Genomic DNA, 18,964 nt, shown 5'->3' on the forward strand with positions numbered 1-18,964 from the left:
CAGATGCGGGGCGCAACGCTTCGCAACAAAATTGCCGTCTGCCGCGGCCTCGCGGCGGTCTACAACGGTTCGGACAGCGTAACAGGTGACGGTGATGGAACGACGGACCAGAGTTCTCGTGGTGGACGACGATCTCGAGATCCGGCGCCTTCTCGGCAAGTATCTCGAGGGCCAGGGCTTCCAGACGGTGCTGGCCGGCAGCCGCCGCGAATGCGAGCAGCGCGTTGGGGACGCCGAGGTGGATCTCGTGGTGCTCGACGTGATGCTGCCGGACGGGTCCGGACTCGATCTTTGCCGCGATCTGAAGGACCGGCGGCCGGATCTCGCGATCATCCTCCTCACCGCCCTGAAGGAGGACGTCGATCGCATCATTGGGCTGGAGCTCGGCGCCGACGACTACCTCGGCAAGCCCTTCAATCCTCGCGAGTTGGCGGCGCGCATCCGCGCGGTGCTGCGGCGCGGCGGCGGCGATCGCCCGGCCGAGGCCGGACCGGTCCCGGCAGCGAGCTACCGCTTCGACGGCTTCTCCGCCGATGCCGTGGCCCGGCGCGTGACGAAGCCGGATGGCGGCGAGCTGGACCTCACCGGAGCCGAGTTCGATCTCCTGCAGATCTTTCTCGACCGGCCGGGGCGGGTTTTGTCGCGCGACGTGCTGCTCGACCTCCTGCACGGCCGCACCGCCGACCCGTTCGACCGCACCATCGACGTCACCATGAGCCGGCTGCGCCGCAAGTTTGGCGACAGTGGCGTGTTCCGCCTGTTCAAGACGGTGCGCAACGGCGGCTACCAGTTCGCCGCCCGCGTCGAGCGGATTGCGCCATGACCTCGTTGCGCAACCGCTTCGCGCTGCTGCTGGTCAGCGCCATCGTCGGCGTGGTGGTGATTGCCTCCTTCATCACCTTCCAGCTCTCCGACCGGCGGCGCGACGGCAGCTTCGAGCGCTCCTTCGCCCAGCAGGTCTCCGTGATCTCGCGCCTGCTTGGCGGCTCGGTTGAGGCGGCGCGTGCAGCAGGGCTCACCGTCGGCGAAAAGCCGCAGGACAGCCAAGTGCTCGAGGGACCTTCGCGCCGCCTCAACCGCGAGCTCGCCGGCCTCGGCTCGCCGACGGCCGGCCTCGTTGTCTCCGACACCGGCGGCCGGACGCGGCAGCTCGCCTTCCAGCTGGCCGATGGGCGCTGGGCCTATCTGTCCTTCCCGAGCGAGCCGCCATCGCCGCTGCCGGCGCTGCTGCGCTACCTCTTCTTCGTCATCCTGGGCGCCGTCGCGGTATCGCTGTTTGCGGCAGCCAAGATCGCCCGTCCGCTGCGGATGCTGGAGGATGCGGTGGGCGCGGTCCGCCCGGATGGCACTCTGGAGCCGCTGAGCGAAACGGGTCCGGCCGAAGTGCGTGTGACGGCCCGCGCCCTGAACGCGTTGTCGGTGCGCCTGAAGAGCGCGACGGAGAGCCGTATGCGCCTGGTCGCCGCGGCCGGTCACGACCTGCGCACGCCGATGACCCGCATGCGGCTGCGCGCCGAATTCCTGCCCGACGACGAGCGGGAAATCTGGCTGAACGACCTCCAGGAGCTCGACGAGATCGCCGACAGCGCCATTCGGCTGGTGCGCGAGGAGGTGGATGCGGCCCAGCGCGAGCCCGTGCGCCTGAAGGAGATCGTCACGGCCGTGGCGCGGGAGCTGCGCGAAACCGATCAGGCGATCGAGCTCGGCGCAGTCGATGACGTCGAGGTCTTCGTGCAGCCGCTGGCGATCAAGCGCGCTTTGCGTAACCTGGCGGAAAACGCCGCGCGGCACGGCGGCGGCGGCAGGATCACCGTGAAGCGGGACGGGGAGGAGGCGCTGCTGGCGCTCGATGATGACGGTCCCGGCATCCCGGCGGAGCTGATCGGCCGCGTGTTCGAGCCGTTCTTCCGGGTCGATCCCGCCCGCCGCAAGTCGATGCCGGGCGCCGGGCTCGGCCTTGCCATCGCCCGCGAGATCATCGAGCGCAACGGCGGCAGCATCCACATCGCGAACCGGCCAACCGGCGGCCTGAGGCAGGAGGTGCGCCTGCCGCTGCACTGAGACCGCCGCCGCCGGACGAATCATCGGCGCGCCGATGGTCCGATGCCGTCGAGCTGCGTCGAGCTGCCGCAGCTACGGCTCGATGGCAGGAGAACGTTTCGAGATCAGCGGCTTACGGCGTTCAAGACCCCGGAGGTCAAAATATACCGTTTTGCGGGATCGCCAGCCTGGGTTAGTGCGCGCTGCCGGACGCATCGGACAAATGCTCGAGGCGTCTTCAGGCAAGCATGATCTAGGACTTTCAGCATGACCCATCCCATCCGCCAAATGGTGCGCACCGCCGTTGAAGAGGCTCGGAGCCGCCGTGCCGTTGTCGCCGTCAACCAGCTCGCCCGCCAGATCGCCGGCGCGCACCAGGACCGCGCCGGCAGTGTCGAGCCGATGATCGAGCGGCTGATCGTAGCGGCCTGTTCCGAGCTCGGGGTGATGATGGAGTTTGCGGAAAGCGAAACCGATACGCCGCTGCAGCCCGCCGACGAGGACCTTCAGGCGCAGGTGGCGCCTGCTTCCACAATCCCCTGACGGCAGGCCACGCGGCTTCCGGCCGTCACCTCGTCATACCAGTTGACGAGCAGATGACTCCATGCAATTCGTTCGCATCCGCCGGGAGGGCGGAGGTGGGACGTCGACGAGCGCCAGGAGTGCTTCTCGAGCCGGCGCGGCGGTAAGGCCGCGCCGATGGTCTCGCGATCAAATTGCTCGGGAGGCAATCCGAATGCTGAAGAAACTGATGCTGACGACGGTTGCGGCCGCCGTCTTCTCGCTTGGATCCATGGCAGCGGCCACTGCGGCCGACCTGATCGCCATCATCACGCCGAGCCACGACAACCCGTTCTTCAAGGCCGAAGCCGAAGGCGCAGCAGCCAAGGCGAAGGAGCTCGGCTTCGAGACCCTCGTGCTCGTCCATGACGACGACGCCAACAAGCAGAGCCAGCTCTTCGATACCGCGATCGCTCGCGGCGCCAAGGCGATCATCCTCGACAATGCCGGTGCTGCTGCCACGACGGCCGCCGTGCAGAAGGCCAAGGACGCCAAGATCCCGTCCTTCCTGATCGACCGCGAGATCAATGAGACCGGCGTCGCTGTCTCGCAGATCGTGTCGAACAATTATCAGGGCGCTCAGCTGGGTGCCGAGGAGTTCGTCAAGCTGATGGGCGAGAAGGGGCCGTATGCCGAGCTCGTCGGCCGCGAGGCGGACACCAATGCCGGCATCCGCTCCGGCGGCTACCATGACGTGATCGACCAGTATCCGGACCTGAAGCTGGTGGCCAAGCAGTCGGCCAACTGGAGCCAGACCGAAGCCTTCGAGAAGATGCAGACGATCCTGCAGGCCAATCCCGAGATCAAGGGCGTCATCTCCGGCAACGACACCATGGCGATGGGCGCCTGGGCGGCGCTCGAGGCGGCCGGCCGCACCGACGTCATCGTCGTCGGCTTCGACGGCTCGAACGACGTGCGCGACTCCATCAAGAAGGGCGGCATCAAGGCCACCGTCCTGCAGCCGGCCTATCGTCAGGCGCAGCTCGCGGTCGAGCAGGCCAAGCAGTATCTCGACACTGGCAAGACCGGCGTCGAGGAGAAGCAGCTGATGGACTGCGTCCTCATCAATGCGGACAATGCCGACAAGCTCGAGACCTTCGCACTGAAGGACTGAGGCGTCCGGGCGGCGCCTCGCGCCGCTCGCCACTCTCGCGGCGCCCACAGAGGCGGGCGCCGCATCTCTCTCGATCGTAGCGGAGGGCCGGCATGACGCGGGTCGCGCTTATCCCATGCCTTTTCGCCGCCCTTCTGGCGGGCGTCGCGGGCTGCAAGATCATCAAGACGCAAGAGCTGGCGGCGCGCGCCGAGGCTGACGCCAAGCCCACGGCGGCCGCCAATGCGGCGGGCCTCTGGGACGGCAAGGTCGTCCCTTATGTCGAGGAAAAGGCAGCGCCCTTCGCGGATGTCGCTGCCGCCGCCAAGGCGAACCTCAACGAGGCCGGCGCGAAATACGGCTACCGCGAGGCCGGCGAGGGCGCGCCCTGGAACTTCGTCACCCGCCTGTCCGGTACGGTGACGGCCGCCAACACCCAGTCGCGCGCCGCGACCGCCGATGTCGACATCGATGGCGACGGCAAGCCCGATGTCACGGTCCAGCTCGGCCCCGTCATCAAGGGCACCTCCATCCGGGACGCGCTGCCCTTCGTGTCCTTCACGCAGGTGAAGAACCAGATCGAATTCGCCGATGTCGCCAAGAGCTTCAACACGGCCACCTACGAGAAGGTGCTGAAGAACCTGCCGCGCGACGCTCTCGTCGGCCGCAGGATCGAGGCGGCCGGCGTCTTCACGCTCCGCTCGGCCAGCGAAAAGCTCCTGTTCACGCCGGTCACGCTGCGCGTCGAGGCGCCGCAGTCGTGAGCGGGCACGAGATCGTCCTCTCCGTCCGCGGCGCGACCAAGGTCTATCCGGGCACGCAGGCTTTGAAGGGCGTCGACTTCGACGTGCGAGCCGGCGCCGTCAACGTCCTCGTCGGCGAGAATGGCGCCGGCAAGTCGACGCTGATGAAGATCATCGCCGGCGTCGAGCAGCCGACCGAGGGGCAGGTCCTCCTGCGCGGCGAGCCGGTGACGCTGTCCGGCACCGCCGAGGCGGCGCGGCACGGCATCGGCATCGTCTTCCAGGAACTCAACCTGTTCCCGAACATGACGATCGCCGAGAATATCTTCATCGGCCGCGAGAAGACCCGCCTCGGCGTCGACATCGATGCGGGTGCCCAGAACGAGGCCGCCCGCCGCCTGATGGAGCGGCTGGAGCACGACAATCCGCCGGATGCCAAGGTCGGCGACCTCAGGATCGGCGAGCAGCAGATCGTCGAGATCGCCAAGGTCCTGTCGCAGGATGCCCGCATTCTGATCATGGACGAGCCGACCTCCGCATTGTCCGCTGCCGAGGTCGATATCCTCTTTCGCGTCATCGGCGAATTGAAGAGCCAGGGCGTCGCGATCGTCTACATCTCGCACCGGCTCGAGGAGCTGGTGCGCATCGGCGACTACATCACCGTCCTGCGCGATGGCCGCATCACCGGCTCGCAGGAGATGGCGCAGGTCGACGTGCCGTGGATCGTGCGCGCGATGATCGGCTCGGCCTCCAAGGATTTCGCCAAGACCATCCATCACGAGTTCGGCCGCGAGATCCTGTCGGTCGCCGACATGACGCTGCCGCGCAAGGGCGGCGGCTTTGCCGTCGACCACGTCTCGCTGTCGCTCAGGGCCGGCGAGATCGTCGGCATCTACGGACTGATGGGAGCAGGGCGCTCGGAGCTCTTCGACTGCATCATGGGGCGCCAGCCGGGTGCCAAGGGTCGCGTGACGCTTGACGGCGCGGAGCTGGCCGAGCGCTCCATCCACGGCCGCATCAAGCGCGGCATCGCGCTGATCCCGGAGGACCGCAAGGCGGAAGGCCTCGTCCAGATCCTCTCGGTCACCGAGAACATGGCGATGTCGAGCCTTACCGCCTTCACCCGCGCCAAGGTGCATCTCGACGTCAACCGCGAGCGCGAGACGGTAGCGTCCTACGTCAAGCGCCTGGCGGTCAAGGTCGCCGGCCTCGACAACCCCGTCTCTTCGCTCTCCGGCGGCAACCAGCAGAAGATCGTCATCGGCAAGGCGCTGATGACCGGCCCGAAGGTACTCCTGATGGACGAGCCGAGCCGTGGTATCGACATCGGCGCCAAGGCCGAGGTCTTCCGCGTCATGCGCCAGCTCGCCGCCGAGGGGCTCGGCATCCTCTTCGTCACCTCCGACCTCGACGAGGTCATGGAGCTGTCGGATCGCATCATCGTCATGGCCAATGGCCGCATCACCGGCGAGATGGAGCGCAAGGACGCCACCGAAGAGCGGGTGGTCGCGCTCTCCGCCCCGGACGGCAGCGGCCGCCACCGCGCCGCCACCGAACAGAACAAGGAGCTCGTCCTATGACGGCGAACGCCATCAGCGACCGCGCTCCGGCGCGCGACCTGTCCATCCCGCTTCTCATCCTAAAGGCCCGCACCTTCATCGCGCTGATCGCGGTGGTGCTGTTCTTCTCGGCCGCAGCTCCGAACTTCCTGTCGACGGCCAACCTGATCATCATGTCGGAGCACGTCGCGCTGAACGCCTTCCTGGCGATCGGCATGACCTTCGTCATCATCACCGGCGGCATCGATCTGTCCGTCGGCTCGATCGTCGGCCTCTGCGGCATGGTCGCCGGCTATCTCGTGCTGAACGGCGTCGCGATCGACCTTGTCGGCTACACTGTCTTCTTCAACACGGCCGAGATCGTCCTCATCACGCTTCTCGTCGGCATCGCGGTCGGCTTCGTCAACGGCATCCTGATCACCCGTCTCAACGTCGCGCCCTTCATCGCGACGCTCGGCACGCTCTACGTCGCCCGCGGCATGGCGCTGCTCTCGTCAGACGGCGCGACCTTCCCGAACCTGCGCGGCAGCGCCGAATGGGGAACCGCGAGCTTCCCGCTGATCGGCGCGGGCTCGTTCCTCGGCGTGCCCGTCTCGATCTGGACGCTGATCGTCGTCGGCCTCGGCGCCGCCTATCTGGCCAGCCGCACCCCGCTCGGCCGCTACATCTATGCGGTCGGTGGCAACGAGCGCGCCGCGGCGCTGTCCGGCATCAAGGTCAACCGGACCAAGATGTTCGTCTACATGTTCTCCGGCTTCTGCGCGGCGATCGTCGGGCTGATCATCGCCTCGCAGCTCGTCGCCTCCCATCCCGCCACCGGCGAGACCTTCGAGCTGAACGCCATCGCCGCGGCGGTGCTCGGCGGCACCTCCATGTCCGGCGGGCGCGGCAAGATCGGCGGCACCATCGTCGGCGCCTTCGTCATCGGCATCCTGTCCGACGGCCTCGTGATGATGGGCGTTTCCTCCTTCTGGCAGACGGTGATCAAGGGGCTCGTGATCATCGCGGCCGTCGTCGTCGACCAGTTCCAACAGCGTCTGCAGCAGAAGATCGCGCTGCAGCGCCAGGCTGCCCTCGGCCGCTGAGCCGGGGTGCCTGTCCACTCAGCATGAAAGGAAGGCTGCCATGACGGCTGTCGCATTGTTCGGTGCCGGCGGAAAGATGGGCTACCGTCTCGCCAGCAACTTCAGGGGCTCGCGCTTCGACGTGCGCCATGTCGAGCTGAGCCAGACCGGCCGCGACCGGCTGAAAGAGGGGCTCGGCTTCGACTGCGTGTCCGAGGACGAGGCGCTGGATGGTGCCGAAGTTGTGGTTCTCGCCGTGCCCGATACCGCCATCCGCAAGGTCGCGGCCAGCATCGAGCCGAAGCTGAAGGCGGGCACCATCGTCGTGATCCTCGACGCGGCGGCGCCCTTTGCCGGTCACCTGCCGGATCGTCCAGACCTGACCTACTTCGTCACCCATCCCTGCCATCCGCCGATCTTCAACGACGAGACCGACCCGAAGGCCAAGCGCGACTTCTTCGGCGGCATCGCCGCCAAGCAGCACATCACCTCGGCCCTGATGCAGGGCCCGGACGAGCACTACGCGCTGGGCGAAGAGGTCGCCAAGGTGATCTGGGCGCCGGTGATGCGTTCGCACCGCGTCACCGTCGAGCAGATGGCGCTCTTGGAGCCCGGCCTGTCCGAAACCGTCTGCGCCAGCCTCCTCGTCGTCATGCGCGAGGCGATGGACGAGGTGGTGCGCCGCGGCGTTCCCAAGGAGGCCGCGCGCGACTTCCTGCTCGGCCACATGAACGTCCTCGGCTCGGTCATTTTCGAGGAGACGCCGGGCGTCTTCTCCGACGCCTGCAACAAGGCGATCGAGTTCGGCAAGCCGATGCTGATGCGCGACGACTGGAAGCGCGTCTTCGAGCCGGACGAACTCGCCGCCTCGATCCAGCGCATCACCTGAGACAAGATCTGCGCGGCCGGGCAGGGCGGTTCACGTCCTGTCCCGCGCACTGGCATGGAGGGGATGGGGCATGGCTGAACTCCGGGGCGCGCTGATCGGCTGCGGCTTCTTCGCGGTCAACCAGATGCATGGCTGGCGGGATGCGGAGGGCGTGACGATCGCCGCGATCTGCGATCTCGACCCGGCGCGGCTGGACGCCGTCGGCGACTCGTTCGGGATCGAGGCGCGCTACGGCGACGCCGAACGCATGCTGGCCGAGATCAAGCCGGACTTCGTCGATATCGCGACGACGGTTCGCAGCCATCGTCCGCTGGTCGAGCTGGCGCTGCGCCACCGCATTCCGGTGATCTGCCAGAAGCCGTTTGCGGAAAACCTCGCAGACGCCCGCGCGATGGTCGACGGCGCGAAGACCGCCGGCGTGCCGCTGATGGTGCATGAGAACTTCCGCTGGCAGACGCCGATCCAGGCGGTGAAGGCGGTGCTCGACAGCGGCGAGATCGGCACGCCCTTCTTCGGCCGTGTGTCGTTTCGCTCGGCTTACGACGTCTATGCCGGCCAGCCTTACCTCGCCGAGGGCGAACGCTTCATCATCGAGGATCTCGGCATCCACGCGCTGGACATCGCCCGCTTCCTCTTCGGCGACGCCTCGGCGATCACCGCGCGCACGACCCGCGTCAATCCGCGCATTCGCGGCGAGGACGTCGCGACCATGCTGCTCGACCATGCGGACGGCCTCGCCAGCATCGTCGACTGCTCCTATGCGACGCGCCTGGAGGAGGAGCTGTTCCCCCAGACGCTGGTCGAGATCGATGGCAGCGAGGGGTCCCTGCGCCTCGGCGCCGGCTACCGCCTGGTGGTGACGACAGGCGAGGGCACGCGCCACGAGGACGTTTCGCCCACGCTGCTGCCCTGGGCCGAGCGGCCCTGGCACAACATCCAGGAAAGCGTCGCGGCGATCCAGAAGCACTGGGCGGCATGCCTGCGCGAAGGCTGCGAGCCGCAGACCTCCGGCGCCGACAACCTGAAGACGCTAGCGCTGGTGGAGGGTGCCTATCAGAGCGCCGCGACGGGGCAGACCGTGCCGCTGGAGAGCCTCTGACATGGACGACCGCGTCCGCCTTTACGGGACCGATGAGCCTCCCGCGGCCGGGCGGCGCCTGAAAGCGGGCGCGCTGACCTGCAATCTGATCGCCGGCAATCTTCGCTCCATCCGCTATGCCGGCACGGAGGTAATCCGCGCGGTCGGCTACATCGTGCGCGACCGCGACTGGGGCACCTACGATCCCGATATTGCCGATCTCTCTGTCGACGAGAGCGATGACGGCTTCACCGTGCGCTATCGCGCATCCTGCGTGTCGCCGGGCGGCGTGCGGCTGGGCTATGCGGCGACCATCAAGGGCGAAGCATCAGGCCGGCTCGTCTTCGATGTCGCGGCGATGCCCGAAGGCGGCGACTTCGAGACCAACCGCTGCGGCTTCTGCATCCTGCACCCGATCGAGGGCGTCGCCGGCCGGCCGGTCTCGGTGGAGCACGGCGACGGTACGGTGGAGCAGACCGTCTTCCCCGATCTGATCGAACCCTGGCAGCCCTTCAAGGACATCGCCGCGCTCGGCCACGAGGCAGCGCCGGGCATCGTCGCGCTCTGCCGCATGGATGGCGACGTCTTCGAGATGGAGGACCAGCGCGCCTGGTCGGACGCCTCCTACAAGACTTATGTGCGCCCGCTCGCGCGCCCTTGGCCTTACAGCCTGCCGGGCGGCGAGACGAACCGGCAGACGGTGACGCTGGAACTTCAGGGCAGCGGCACGGCCGCACCGGTCTCTGCACCGGCCGCCACATCAGGTCGAAGCGACGCAGCGGTCGAGATCGGCCTCGGCGCGGCGGCGGGCACGATGCCCGACTTCGGCGTTCTGGTCGCGCCGGAGGATGCGGCCGCGATCCTTAAGCATCCGCAGCCGCTGCAGCGTTTGGCGCCGCGGCATCTGCTCTTCCACTACGATCCGCTTGCCGGCCACGGTGCGGCGGAGCTGAAGGCTTTCGCTGCCATTCAGGCGCTCTTGCCGGGCGTGCGGACGATGCTGGAATGTGTCGTCCCGGGCCTCGGTGATCCCGACGAGGAGCTGGCGGCAGCTGCGGCCGCAGTGCGCTCGGCCGGCCTGCGTCTCGATGCGGTGACGGTCGGACCCTCCGTCGATCGCCAGTCGACGCCACCCGGCAGCCAATGGCCGGCCTGTCCGCCGCTGGAGACGGTCTATGCGGCCGCCCGCGCGGCCTTTCCGGGTGTCGAGCTTGGCGGCGGCATGTTCAGCTACTTCACCGAGCTGAACCGCAAGCGTCCGCCGCTGGAGCCGCTCGGCTACGTCACCCACGCGACCTGCCCGATCGTCCATGCGGCGGATGATCAAAGCGTCATGCAGACGCTGGAAGCGATTCCCTTCATCACCCGCTCGGCGCGGGCGATCATCGGCGACAAGCCCTATCATCTCGGCCCGACCACGGTCGGCATGCGGCAGAACCCCTATGGTTCGCGCACCATGCCGAACCCGGACGGGCGTCGCATCGCCATGGCCGACGACGATCCGCGCCAACGCGGCCTTTTCGCCGCCGCCTGGCTCGTCGGTTACGCGGCGCGGCTCGAGCCGGACGGCCCGCAGTCGTGGACGGGCGCGGCGATGGCGGGACCGCGGGGGCTCTACGCGGGGGAGGCAGCCGTCGTTCCGGCCTATCATGTCGCCCGCGCCCTCGCGGCGGCGTCCGGAGCGAACCGGACGAGCGTCACGTCGAGCGACCGACGCCGCATCGACGGCTTCGCCTTTGCACGGGCGAATGGAGCGACGGAGCTCTGGCTCGCCAACCTGACGGCGGCGCCGGTTGGACTGCGGCTGCCGGACGGCGCCTGGGCGATGAGCCGCCTCGATGTCTCGACCTTCGACGCGGCGTCAGCCGGTGACATGCCGGCTGCCGATCCAATTGGCTCGAGGCTGGAGCTGCCGGCTTACGCCGTCGCGCGGATGGAGCAGGCGGGCTGATGTCTGCCGGCGGCTTTGATGCTCTAGCCGGCCTGGTGCACGTAGAGCGCGGCGGAGCGGGCGAGATGCCGTTCCATCGCCTGCTCGGCCGCCACCGGATCGCCGCTCTCGATTGCCCCGACGATCTCGCCATGCTCGGCAAGGGTCAGCTTCTCCTTGCCGCTCCAGATCAGGAGGTCGGTATGGTACTGCTTCAGCCAGCCGAGCATCGCTTCGGACACGGCCTCGAAGATCGGGTTGCCGGAAATCGCGGCGATGCGGGTGTGGAAGCGCATGTCGGCAGCGATGAAGGCCTCGGCATTGCCGAGCGCCTCGCGCTGCAGGGCGACGAGATCCCACAGAGCTTGGAGGTCGGCGGCCGTCGCGCGTTCGGCGGCCTGGCGGATGATGCCGCGTTCGAAGAAGGCGCGGGCGTCCTTGAGGTGGCTGAGCGCGTCGGGGGAGGTCGAGAGCATGATCTCGGCGACCGTATCGACCTGGCCGATCAGCGAGCGCGGCGACAGCTGCAACACCTTGGCACGCTCGCCATGGGTGATGGTCAAGAGCCCGATGTTGCTGAGCGCCTGCATCGCCTCTCGGATAGCCGGGCGGCCGACGCCAAACTGCTCCATCAGCTCGCGCTCGGACGGCATCTGGTCGCCCGGCTTCAGCTCGCCGAGGGTGATCATCGCCTTCAGCCGGTCGAAGACTTCGGTGGACAATTTGCGTCGGATGATGGGCTGGGACGGCAGCGGCACGGGCGATCTCACAAGCAAGCAGGCGGCACGATAGAGCCGGCTGCCGCCGTTGTCATCACAGTTCACCACGTATACTGATTATACCAGTTGGGAGGCGGGACTGCTTCCAGAGCGGACGTCACCATGGCCGAAAGCATCATCGTTACATATCGGCTTGAGACAGCCGGCGATCCCGAAAAGGTTGCCGTGAAGATCGCCAGCGACCAGTCCACAGGGACCTTCGTCGCGCTCCCCGGCGAGACGCCCGAGCTGAAGGCGCGCGTGGCCGCGCAGGTCCTGGCGGTGCGTCCGCTCCCCTCCGTCGACGAGCCCGGCTTCGGCCGCTCGCATCCCGGATTAGCAGAGATCTCCACCTTCCGCCGCGCCGAAGCGGATATCGCCTTTCCCGTCGAGGCGGTCGGCACCGATCTCGCCGCACTGATGACGATCGCCATCGGCGGCGTCTACTCGATCAAGGAGTTCAGCGGTATCCGCGTCACCCGCTTGAAGCTCCCGGCCTCCTTCGCCGGCGCCCATCCGGGCCCGCAGTTCGGCATCGAGGGCTCGCGCCGCCTTTCTGGCGTTTACGACCGACCGATCATCGGCACCATCGTCAAGCCGGCGCTCGGCCTGCGCCCGCATGAGACCGCCGCCATGGTCAAGGAACTGGTGGAGGCCGGCGTCGACTTCATCAAGGACGACGAAAAGCTGATGAGCCCGGCCTATTCGAGCCTGGAGGACCGGGTGAGGGCGATCATGCCGATCATCCTCGATGCCGAGCAGCGGACGGGTCGCAAGGTGATGTACGCCTTCGGCATCTCCGCGGCCGATCCGGACACGATGCTGCGCAACCACGACATCGTGGCCGATGCCGGCGGCAATGCCGCTGTCATCAACATCAATTCCGTCGGCATGGGCGGACTCGCCTTTCTGCGCAAGCGCTCGCGCCTGGCGCTCCATGCCCATCGCAACGGCTGGGACATCCTCACCCGCAACGCCGCGCTTGGGATGGACTTTTCCGTCTACGAGATGTTCTGGCGCCTGCTCGGCATCGACCAGTTCCAGATCAACGGCATCCGCGCCAAATACTGGGAGCCGGACGAGTCCTTCGTCCGCTCCTTCCATGCGCTGCAAAGGCCGATCTTTTCGGACAGCGACCGGCCGCTGCCGGTGGTCTGCTCCGGCCAATGGGGCGGGCAGGCGCCCGACACCTATGCAGCGACCGGCGGCTCGATCGACCACCTCTATCTCTGCGGCGGCGGCGTCGTCAGCCATCCGGATGGCCCGGCCGCCGGGGTGAGGGCGGTGCGCCAGGCTTGGGACGCGGCGGTCGCCGGTATCGCGCTCGACGACTATGCCCGCGACCACCCCGAGCTTGCCCGCTCCATCGAGACGTTCGGCGGCGGCGAAGGCGCATGAACGCCGAACGTCGCCCGGGCACTGGATCAGACAGAGACCTTAGATGAGCGACACCCTTCTCCTCGCCTACTACGGCGACGATCTCACCGGCTCGACCGACGTCATGGAAGCGCTGTCGCTGCGCGGCGTGCCGACCGTCCTGTTCACGCAGGTGCCGACGCTTCAGCAGCGCGACCGCTTCCGCGGCATGCGCGCGATCGGCATCGCGGGCACCAGCCGCAGCGAGACGCCAGCTTGGATGGAGACGGAACTGGCGCCGGTCTTCGCCTGGCTGGCGGCCCAGGAGGCCGCGTTCTGCCACTACAAGGTCTGCTCGACCTTCGATTCCAGTGCAACCGTCGGTTCCATTGGCAAGGCCATGGAGCTCGGCCGCGCCGCCTTCGGTGATGCGCCGGTGCCGATCGTCGTCGGCGCCCCGCAGCTGAAGCGCTATACGCTGTGCGGTAACCTCTTCGCCGCCTTCCGCGGCGAGACCTTCCGCATCGATCGTCATCCCGTGATGAGCCGCCACCCGGTGACGCCGATGCACGAAGCGGACCTGCGCCTGCATCTGGCCGAGCAGACCGATCTTCCGATCGCGCTGGTCGACCTGCCGTCCCTGCAGGGGCAGGATCCGGACGCTGCGGTGGATGTGGCTCTCGCCACGGGCGCCGGCGGTATCCTGATCGACGTCGCCGACCTCGCCAGCCAGGCTGAGGCCGGGCGCCAGCTGCAGCGGCTGCGGGCGAAAGGAAGCCGCTTCGTCGTCGGCTCCTCCGGCGTCGAATACGCGCTGGCCGAGACCCGGGGGCTGGAGCCCGCGACGTTCCAGCCGGTGCAGGCGGAGGATCGCATTGCCGTCGTTTCCGGCAGCTGCTCGCCGACCACCGAGCGGCAGATCCGCTTCGCCACCGCGAACGGCTTCACCGCCATTCCGCTCGATCCACGCATTCTCGTCGACGGCGACGAGGCGGCGGTCGAGACCGTGCTGCGGCGCGCGGAAAGCGAACTCGCCGATGGACGCAGCGTCATCCTCCACACCGCCATGGGACCGGAGACCGATCTCGGGGCCGAGCTCGACGACAAGCCCGGCGCGCGCCACGCCATCGGGCGCGGTCTCGGCCGCCTGCAGGCGCGGATGGTGCGGCAGGCGAGTCTGAAGCGTGCGGTGGTCGCCGGGGGCGATACGTCCAGCCACGCTCTGCGCGAGCTCGGCATCTATGCGCTGACGATCCGCCAGCCCTTCAGCCAGACGCCGGGCTCGCCGCTGGCGCTTGCCCATAGCGACGATCCGGCTTTCGACGGGCTGGAGATCGCCTTCAAGGGCGGGCAGGTCGGCAACGAGGACTATTTCCTGCGCATTCGCGACCCGCAGGGCTGAGCCCGTCCGGATCGGGCGGTCAGGCGCGCCGGCGCCTCACCACTCGGCGCCGAAATGCTGGCGCAAATCCTCGATCTGCGGCTCGTCCAGCGTGCGGCAGGCATGGCCTTTAAGGTCGAGGAACAGCCGCGCCGTCGCCTCCAGCTCCTCCACGGCGTAAACGGCGGCTTCCAGCGAGTCGCCGGAGACGACAGGCCCGTGATTGGCGAGCAGCACCGCCGCATGCGTCGTGGCAAGGTCGCTGATCGCGGCAGCAACGCGCGGATCGCCCGGCCGGAAATAGGGCACCAGAGGCAGCCGCCCGACGCGCATCACCGAATAGGGGGTGATCGGCGGGAGCACGCTGGCCGGATCGACATCGCGCAGCACCGATACCGCTACCGAATAGTGCGAATGAAGGTGGACGATCGCCCGCGCCTGCCCGCGCACCTCGTAGATCGCCCGGTGCAGCGGGATTTCCTTGGTCGGCTTGTCGCCGGAGACGAGCGTCCCGTCCGCAGCCAGCCGCGAGATCCGCGCCGGATCGAGCCGGCCGAGCGAGGCGTTGGTCGGCGTCATCAGCCAGCCGCCGTCGGATAGCGCCACGCTGATATTGCCGCTGGAGCCGGCCGTCAGCCCGCGGTCGAACAGCGAGCGCCCGAGCGCCGTGATCTCCTCGCGCAGGCGCGATTCCTCGCTCAGCGCCATCTCAGGCGACCCCGGCGATGCGCAGTGCCTTGTCGAAGAAGTCCGGCGCGCCGAAGTTGCCGGACTTCAGTGCCAGCGCGACGGTGCTGCCGTCGGCCGCCGGCGCGGTCGTCCAGGGCACACCCGGATCGATCGGTGCGCCGATCCTGAGGCTGGAGACGCCGAGCGCCGAGACGACCGCGCCGGACGTCTCGCCGCCCGCGACAACGAAGTTGCGCACGCCCTTGTCGAGGAGCCGCTGGGCGATCGTGGCGAGCGCCTTTTCAACCAGCGCGCCGCTTTGCTCCTGTCCGAGCTGTGCCTGGGCGTTCGCTACGCCCTCCGGCGTGTCGGTGGCGTAGATGAGAACGGGCTGCGAGGCGCCGTCGAAGCAGGCAAGCGCCTCCTCCACGACCGGGGCGCCGGAGGCCAGCGCCTGCGGCTCCAGACGGTAGGCCGGGCGGCCGGCACCGAGCCAGCGCGCCACCTGGCCGTTTGTCGCCTGCGAGCAGCTTCCGGAGAGAACGACACCGATGCCGCCGGGGAAGGCGAGCGCCGCCGCATCGTCGCGGTTGGCGAGAAGGCCGGCGTCGCGATAGGCGGCGGGCAGGCCGAGCGCCAGGCCGGAGCCGCCGGTGAGGAGAGGGCGATCGCTCAAGGCAGTGCCGAGCGTGCGCAGGTCCGCATCATCGGTCGCGTCGGCGATGGCGAAGGCCGTGCCGGCGGCTTCCAGCGCCGCAGCGCGGCTGCGGACGGCGTCCGCGCCGGCGCGCACGCTGCGATAGTCGATGAGGCCGACGCCGCGGCTGGTCTGGCGGGACAGGACGCGGACGAGATCGGGATCGTGCATCGGCGTCACCGGATGGTGGCGCATGCCGGATTCGCTGAGCAGCCGGTCGCCGACGAAGAGGTGACCGAAGAAGACGGTGCGGCCGTTCTCCGGAAAGGCCGGGCAGGCGATGGTGAAGCGTGTTCCAAGCGCGTCCATCAGCGCTTCGGCCACGGGTCCGATATTGCCCTTGTCGGTGGAATCGAAGGTCGAGCAGTATTTGAAGAAGAAGCGCTGGCAGCCCGCGGCGCGCAGCGCCTCCAGCGCGGCGAGCGACTGCGCGACGGCGTCATCGACCGGATTGCTGCGGCTCTTCAGCGCTACCACCACCGCATCGGCATCGGGCGCGATCGTGCCGTTCGGCACGCCGATCACCTGCTGTGTGCGCATGCCCCCGGCAACGAGAGTGGAGGCGAGGTCGGTCGCTCCGGTGAAATCGTCGGCGATGCATCCGAGAAGTGGCACTGCGCTTGTCCTTTTGTCACGGCCGGCCGGTCATGCCGGTGCGTCCGTTTAGCATCGAAAGGACGTCTGTCAGAGATTTTTGCGACGCGGCGCCTGATGAGCTCCACGGCGCCGTCGGCCCCGACATTCGGGGCCGTATGGTCGGCAGCCGGACTACGCCGGCGATCGGGCATGCCATTCGAATGGCCTTACCCTGCCACCGCATCGGCAGAAAAGGATCAGGGCTTGCGCCTCGCAGTTCAGGGGATAGCGGACAGGCCGGAGCCGCAGCCGGGCGTGAGCCTATGGAACGGAGGTCGAGGACGCGCCCGCACCCTGGCCGCGGCGCTGGATCTCCGTCAGCGTCGCCGGGTCGGGATCGCCGTCATAATAGCGGTCGAGCGCGGTGCGGAACACCGTGCCGTCCGCGCCGGCGGCTTCGGAAAACAGCGTCATGCTGGAGCGGAATTTGAGATCGTCCGGCGAGCCGAAGATGTCGAGCGCCGAGCGGCCGCCGACAGCATTGACGAGCTCGGTGGCCTCGCGAAGCCTCGGGCCGAGGACTGGATGGGCGAGATAAGCCCGCGCCTCCGCCAGCGATTCGATCGCGAAGTGGCGCGATGTCGGGCTGCGGCCGAGCCCGACGAATTGCGGGAAGACGAACCACATCCAGTGGCTGGCCTTGCGGCCGCGCCGCAGCTCGGCGAGCACCGATGCGAAGACTGGCTCCTGCGCCTCCACGAAACGGCGGAGGTTGAAGGGATCGTCCATGATGTCGGCTCCGTGGCTGAGGGGCGGCTCGAACGCGAAGTGGAAGTCATCGCACGCCTCCTTCCAACGCGGCGGTCGCGGCGAAGTTCGCTGCTGCAGAGCTATCGAGTTGATGATGATGAGCGACTTCGCAGCGCCGAACGCTGCTCGAGTCGCCATTCTTGGCGCCTCAGCCTCGTCACGGAGGCTGCCGGAGGCGGATCGTCGCTGATCCTGCTGCGGTAGGAATGCCCGCCTGCTGATGCCTGTGACGCGTCTCTCACCCATGCCGTAGTTACGGCTGCGGATCGGGGCGACGGTCTGATGTCTCGATTATGTCGGGAGATCAAAGATTCGGTGGCGGAGAGGATGGGATTCGAACCCACGATACGCTTTTGACGTATACTCCCTTAGCAGGGGAGCGCCTTCGACCACTCGGCCACCTCTCCGGTGCGCCTCTCGTACCAGATGATCCCCATATTTCAAGGCCATTTGCACGGGCGCAGTGCCGTAGGCACGCTTCGTACAAGCTGATGTGAGAAGCCGCGTCGAGGCACGGCCGGCGAGATGTATCCGATTGCGCGGCCGATAGGAGTCGTGCTCGACCGGCCGCCTTCGGCGGACTTGGGCCGCCGTCAGCGGGCCAGCTGAGCACGCAGTTCACGCCGGAACGTAGGTCAGCCGGATGACGTCCGTGCCGAAGCGTTCGCTGGCGGTAAGGCGGAGCGGCGGCCGCGCGCCGGCAAAGAACGGCGTGCCGCCGCCGAGCACGACGGGATGAAGATAGAGGCGATACTCGTCGATGAGGCCAAGTTTGGTCAGGCCGTGGGCAAGGTCCGGTCCCGCCACGGACATCCCACCCGTTTGCTCGTCCTTCAGCCTGCGCACGGCTGCATCGACATCACCGGCAATGAGCGTCGCATTCGGCCCGACCGCCTGTAGCGAGCGTGACACGACCCATTTCGGCAGGCGGCGCCACGCTGCGGCGAAGGCGCGCCGATCGCCGTCCCAGGCAGGATCGTCGTCGTCCCAGTAGCGCATGATCTCGTACATGCGGCGGCCATAGAGGCTGCCGGCGAGGCCCTCGACATGCGCGATCCAGTGGCGGAAGAGCACGGCATCCGGCGCGAAGGCGTCGTGGTCGACATAGCCGTCGAGCGACACGTTCATTCCGAAGATGAGCTTCGCCATGCCTGCATCCTCTGCCGCCGTGCCGAGGATAAAGGGAGATGACGGGTCGCGTAAGGTGGTCGGCGCGCGTGCACATCCAAGCGGTGCCGACGGCCCTGGACCGGTCTATCGCTTCACCGCCTGCGGCAGCCGTGACATTGCTGCCGGCTCTGCGCCAAGTTGGGTTCGGCTTCTCGAACCCTTGATCTTCATGAGCGTGTTCAAGGACTTGGTCCGGGCGGGGATCGGTGCGCCCTCAGCGTTAACCATTCGTTAACCATACGCGCCCAGCCTGTCTCCTATCCGAAACGGCGACAGGAGACGGCATGTCGGAGCAACGCGTGGAGAAGACGATCTCGCCTGTGTTGATGCTGCCGCGGCTCGGCAGCGTGGCAATGGACTTGGTCGCTCCGGTGGCTGTCTGCGTGGTCTTCACCTTTCTCGGCGGCTGCGTTCTTCTGCTGTAGAAGAGTGAACTTGGCCTGAGCAAATGTCTGCGGGAGCCCCCCGTGCTGGAGCGGGGTCGCCGCGTTCGTAAGCCTCAACGGCACTGCCTCCGCGATCGGAGGGGAACGCAGCACCTGACGCTCCGGCCGGTGACCCTCGGCCCGCGCGCCTCCCGAGGATCCACC

At 67.9% G+C, this 18,964-nt stretch carries 18 protein-coding genes and 1 tRNA gene; 13 read left to right on the forward strand and 6 right to left on the reverse strand.

Annotated features, from left to right (window positions below):
• Positions 1–94: 94 nt before the first annotated feature.
• From C0R46_RS01790 to apnL, 10 genes are all read left to right on the forward strand, one after another.
• Positions 95–823 carry a response regulator transcription factor gene (locus C0R46_RS01790; protein WP_102957862.1) on the forward strand — a complete coding sequence of 243 codons (729 nt, stop codon included), beginning with the start codon at positions 95–97 and terminating at the stop codon, positions 821–823.
• Positions 820–2,061, forward strand: a complete 1,242-nt coding sequence (locus C0R46_RS01795) for an ATP-binding protein (protein ID WP_102957863.1) — start codon at positions 820–822, stop codon at positions 2,059–2,061. Before C0R46_RS01790 ends, C0R46_RS01795 begins: the two co-directional genes overlap by 4 nt.
• Before the next feature lie 246 nt (positions 2,062–2,307).
• Complete coding sequence (locus C0R46_RS01800) at positions 2,308–2,583, forward strand: hypothetical protein (protein ID WP_102957864.1); 276 nt, start codon at positions 2,308–2,310, stop codon at positions 2,581–2,583.
• Positions 2,584–2,791: 208 nt separating this feature from the next.
• Positions 2,792–3,715 carry a D-ribose ABC transporter substrate-binding protein gene (locus C0R46_RS01805; protein ID WP_245413423.1) on the forward strand — a complete coding sequence of 308 codons (924 nt, stop codon included), beginning with the start codon at positions 2,792–2,794 and terminating at the stop codon, positions 3,713–3,715.
• Between the two features lie 92 nt (positions 3,716–3,807).
• Positions 3,808–4,458 (forward strand): DUF2291 family protein, encoded by a 651-nt coding sequence (locus C0R46_RS01810; RefSeq protein ID WP_102957866.1) that lies wholly within the window; start codon positions 3,808–3,810, stop codon positions 4,456–4,458.
• Entirely contained in the window at positions 4,455–6,017 is a 1,563-nt protein-coding gene (locus C0R46_RS01815) for a sugar ABC transporter ATP-binding protein (RefSeq protein WP_102957867.1), read from the forward strand. The genes C0R46_RS01810 and C0R46_RS01815 overlap by 4 nt, the downstream gene beginning before the upstream one ends.
• Positions 6,014–7,081 carry an ABC transporter permease gene (locus C0R46_RS01820; RefSeq protein WP_102957868.1) on the forward strand — a complete coding sequence of 356 codons (1,068 nt, stop codon included), beginning with the start codon at positions 6,014–6,016 and terminating at the stop codon, positions 7,079–7,081. The genes C0R46_RS01815 and C0R46_RS01820 overlap by 4 nt, the downstream gene beginning before the upstream one ends.
• Positions 7,082–7,121: 40 nt before the next feature.
• Positions 7,122–7,949 (forward strand): phosphogluconate dehydrogenase C-terminal domain-containing protein, encoded by an 828-nt coding sequence (locus C0R46_RS01825; protein WP_102957869.1) that lies wholly within the window; start codon positions 7,122–7,124, stop codon positions 7,947–7,949.
• 70 nt (positions 7,950–8,019) lie between these two features.
• Positions 8,020–9,048, forward strand: coding sequence for a Gfo/Idh/MocA family protein (locus C0R46_RS01830; RefSeq protein WP_102957870.1), 1,029 nt, complete (start codon positions 8,020–8,022; stop codon positions 9,046–9,048).
• Between the two features lies 1 nt (position 9,049).
• Complete coding sequence (apnL, locus tag C0R46_RS01835; RefSeq protein WP_102957871.1) at positions 9,050–10,978, forward strand: D-apionate lactonase; 1,929 nt, start codon at positions 9,050–9,052, stop codon at positions 10,976–10,978.
• A 23-nt stretch (positions 10,979–11,001) separates the two neighbouring features.
• Here apnL and C0R46_RS01840 read toward each other — a convergent pair whose 3' ends face one another.
• Entirely contained in the window at positions 11,002–11,646 is a 645-nt protein-coding gene (locus C0R46_RS01840; RefSeq protein ID WP_245413424.1) for a transcriptional regulator NanR, read from the reverse strand.
• A gap of 192 nt (positions 11,647–11,838) precedes the next feature.
• On the opposite strand from C0R46_RS01840, the gene oiaX reads away from it, so the two are divergent.
• Positions 11,839–13,113, forward strand: a complete 1,275-nt coding sequence (gene oiaX, locus C0R46_RS01845; protein ID WP_102957872.1) for a 3-oxo-isoapionate-4-phosphate decarboxylase OiaX — start codon at positions 11,839–11,841, stop codon at positions 13,111–13,113.
• Between the two features lie 43 nt (positions 13,114–13,156).
• The gene (locus tag C0R46_RS01850) at positions 13,157–14,473 is read left to right on the forward strand and encodes a four-carbon acid sugar kinase family protein (protein WP_102957873.1); all 1,317 of its coding nucleotides are present in this window, start codon (positions 13,157–13,159) and stop codon (positions 14,471–14,473) included.
• Between the two features lie 36 nt (positions 14,474–14,509).
• On the opposite strand, the gene otnC is transcribed toward C0R46_RS01850, so the two are convergent.
• The 5 genes from otnC to C0R46_RS01875 form a co-directional block, all read right to left on the reverse strand.
• Positions 14,510–15,160, reverse strand: a complete 651-nt coding sequence (gene otnC, locus C0R46_RS01855; RefSeq protein ID WP_102957874.1) for a 3-oxo-tetronate 4-phosphate decarboxylase — start codon at positions 15,158–15,160, stop codon at positions 14,510–14,512.
• A gap of 1 nt (position 15,161) precedes the next feature.
• Positions 15,162–16,433, reverse strand: a complete 1,272-nt coding sequence (otnK, locus tag C0R46_RS01860) for a 3-oxo-tetronate kinase (protein ID WP_102957875.1) — start codon at positions 16,431–16,433, stop codon at positions 15,162–15,164.
• 282 nt (positions 16,434–16,715) lie between these two features.
• Positions 16,716–17,183 carry a DUF1810 domain-containing protein gene (locus C0R46_RS01865; RefSeq protein ID WP_102958564.1) on the reverse strand — a complete coding sequence of 156 codons (468 nt, stop codon included), beginning with the start codon at positions 17,181–17,183 and terminating at the stop codon, positions 16,716–16,718.
• 337 nt (positions 17,184–17,520) lie between these two features.
• Positions 17,521–17,611: transfer RNA gene (locus C0R46_RS01870), tRNA-Ser, on the reverse strand.
• Between the two features lie 211 nt (positions 17,612–17,822).
• Positions 17,823–18,353 carry a dihydrofolate reductase family protein gene (locus C0R46_RS01875; RefSeq protein ID WP_102957876.1) on the reverse strand — a complete coding sequence of 177 codons (531 nt, stop codon included), beginning with the start codon at positions 18,351–18,353 and terminating at the stop codon, positions 17,823–17,825.
• 305 nt (positions 18,354–18,658) lie between these two features.
• On the opposite strand from C0R46_RS01875, the gene C0R46_RS20695 reads away from it, so the two are divergent.
• Entirely contained in the window at positions 18,659–18,799 is a 141-nt protein-coding gene (locus tag C0R46_RS20695) for a hypothetical protein (RefSeq protein ID WP_157944521.1), read from the forward strand.
• The last annotated feature ends 165 nt before the right edge of the window (positions 18,800–18,964 follow it).

This window comes from Mangrovicella endophytica, from assembly GCF_002893625.1.
GTDB classification, from domain to species: Bacteria; Pseudomonadota; Alphaproteobacteria; order Rhizobiales; family Rhizobiaceae; genus Mangrovicella; species Mangrovicella endophytica.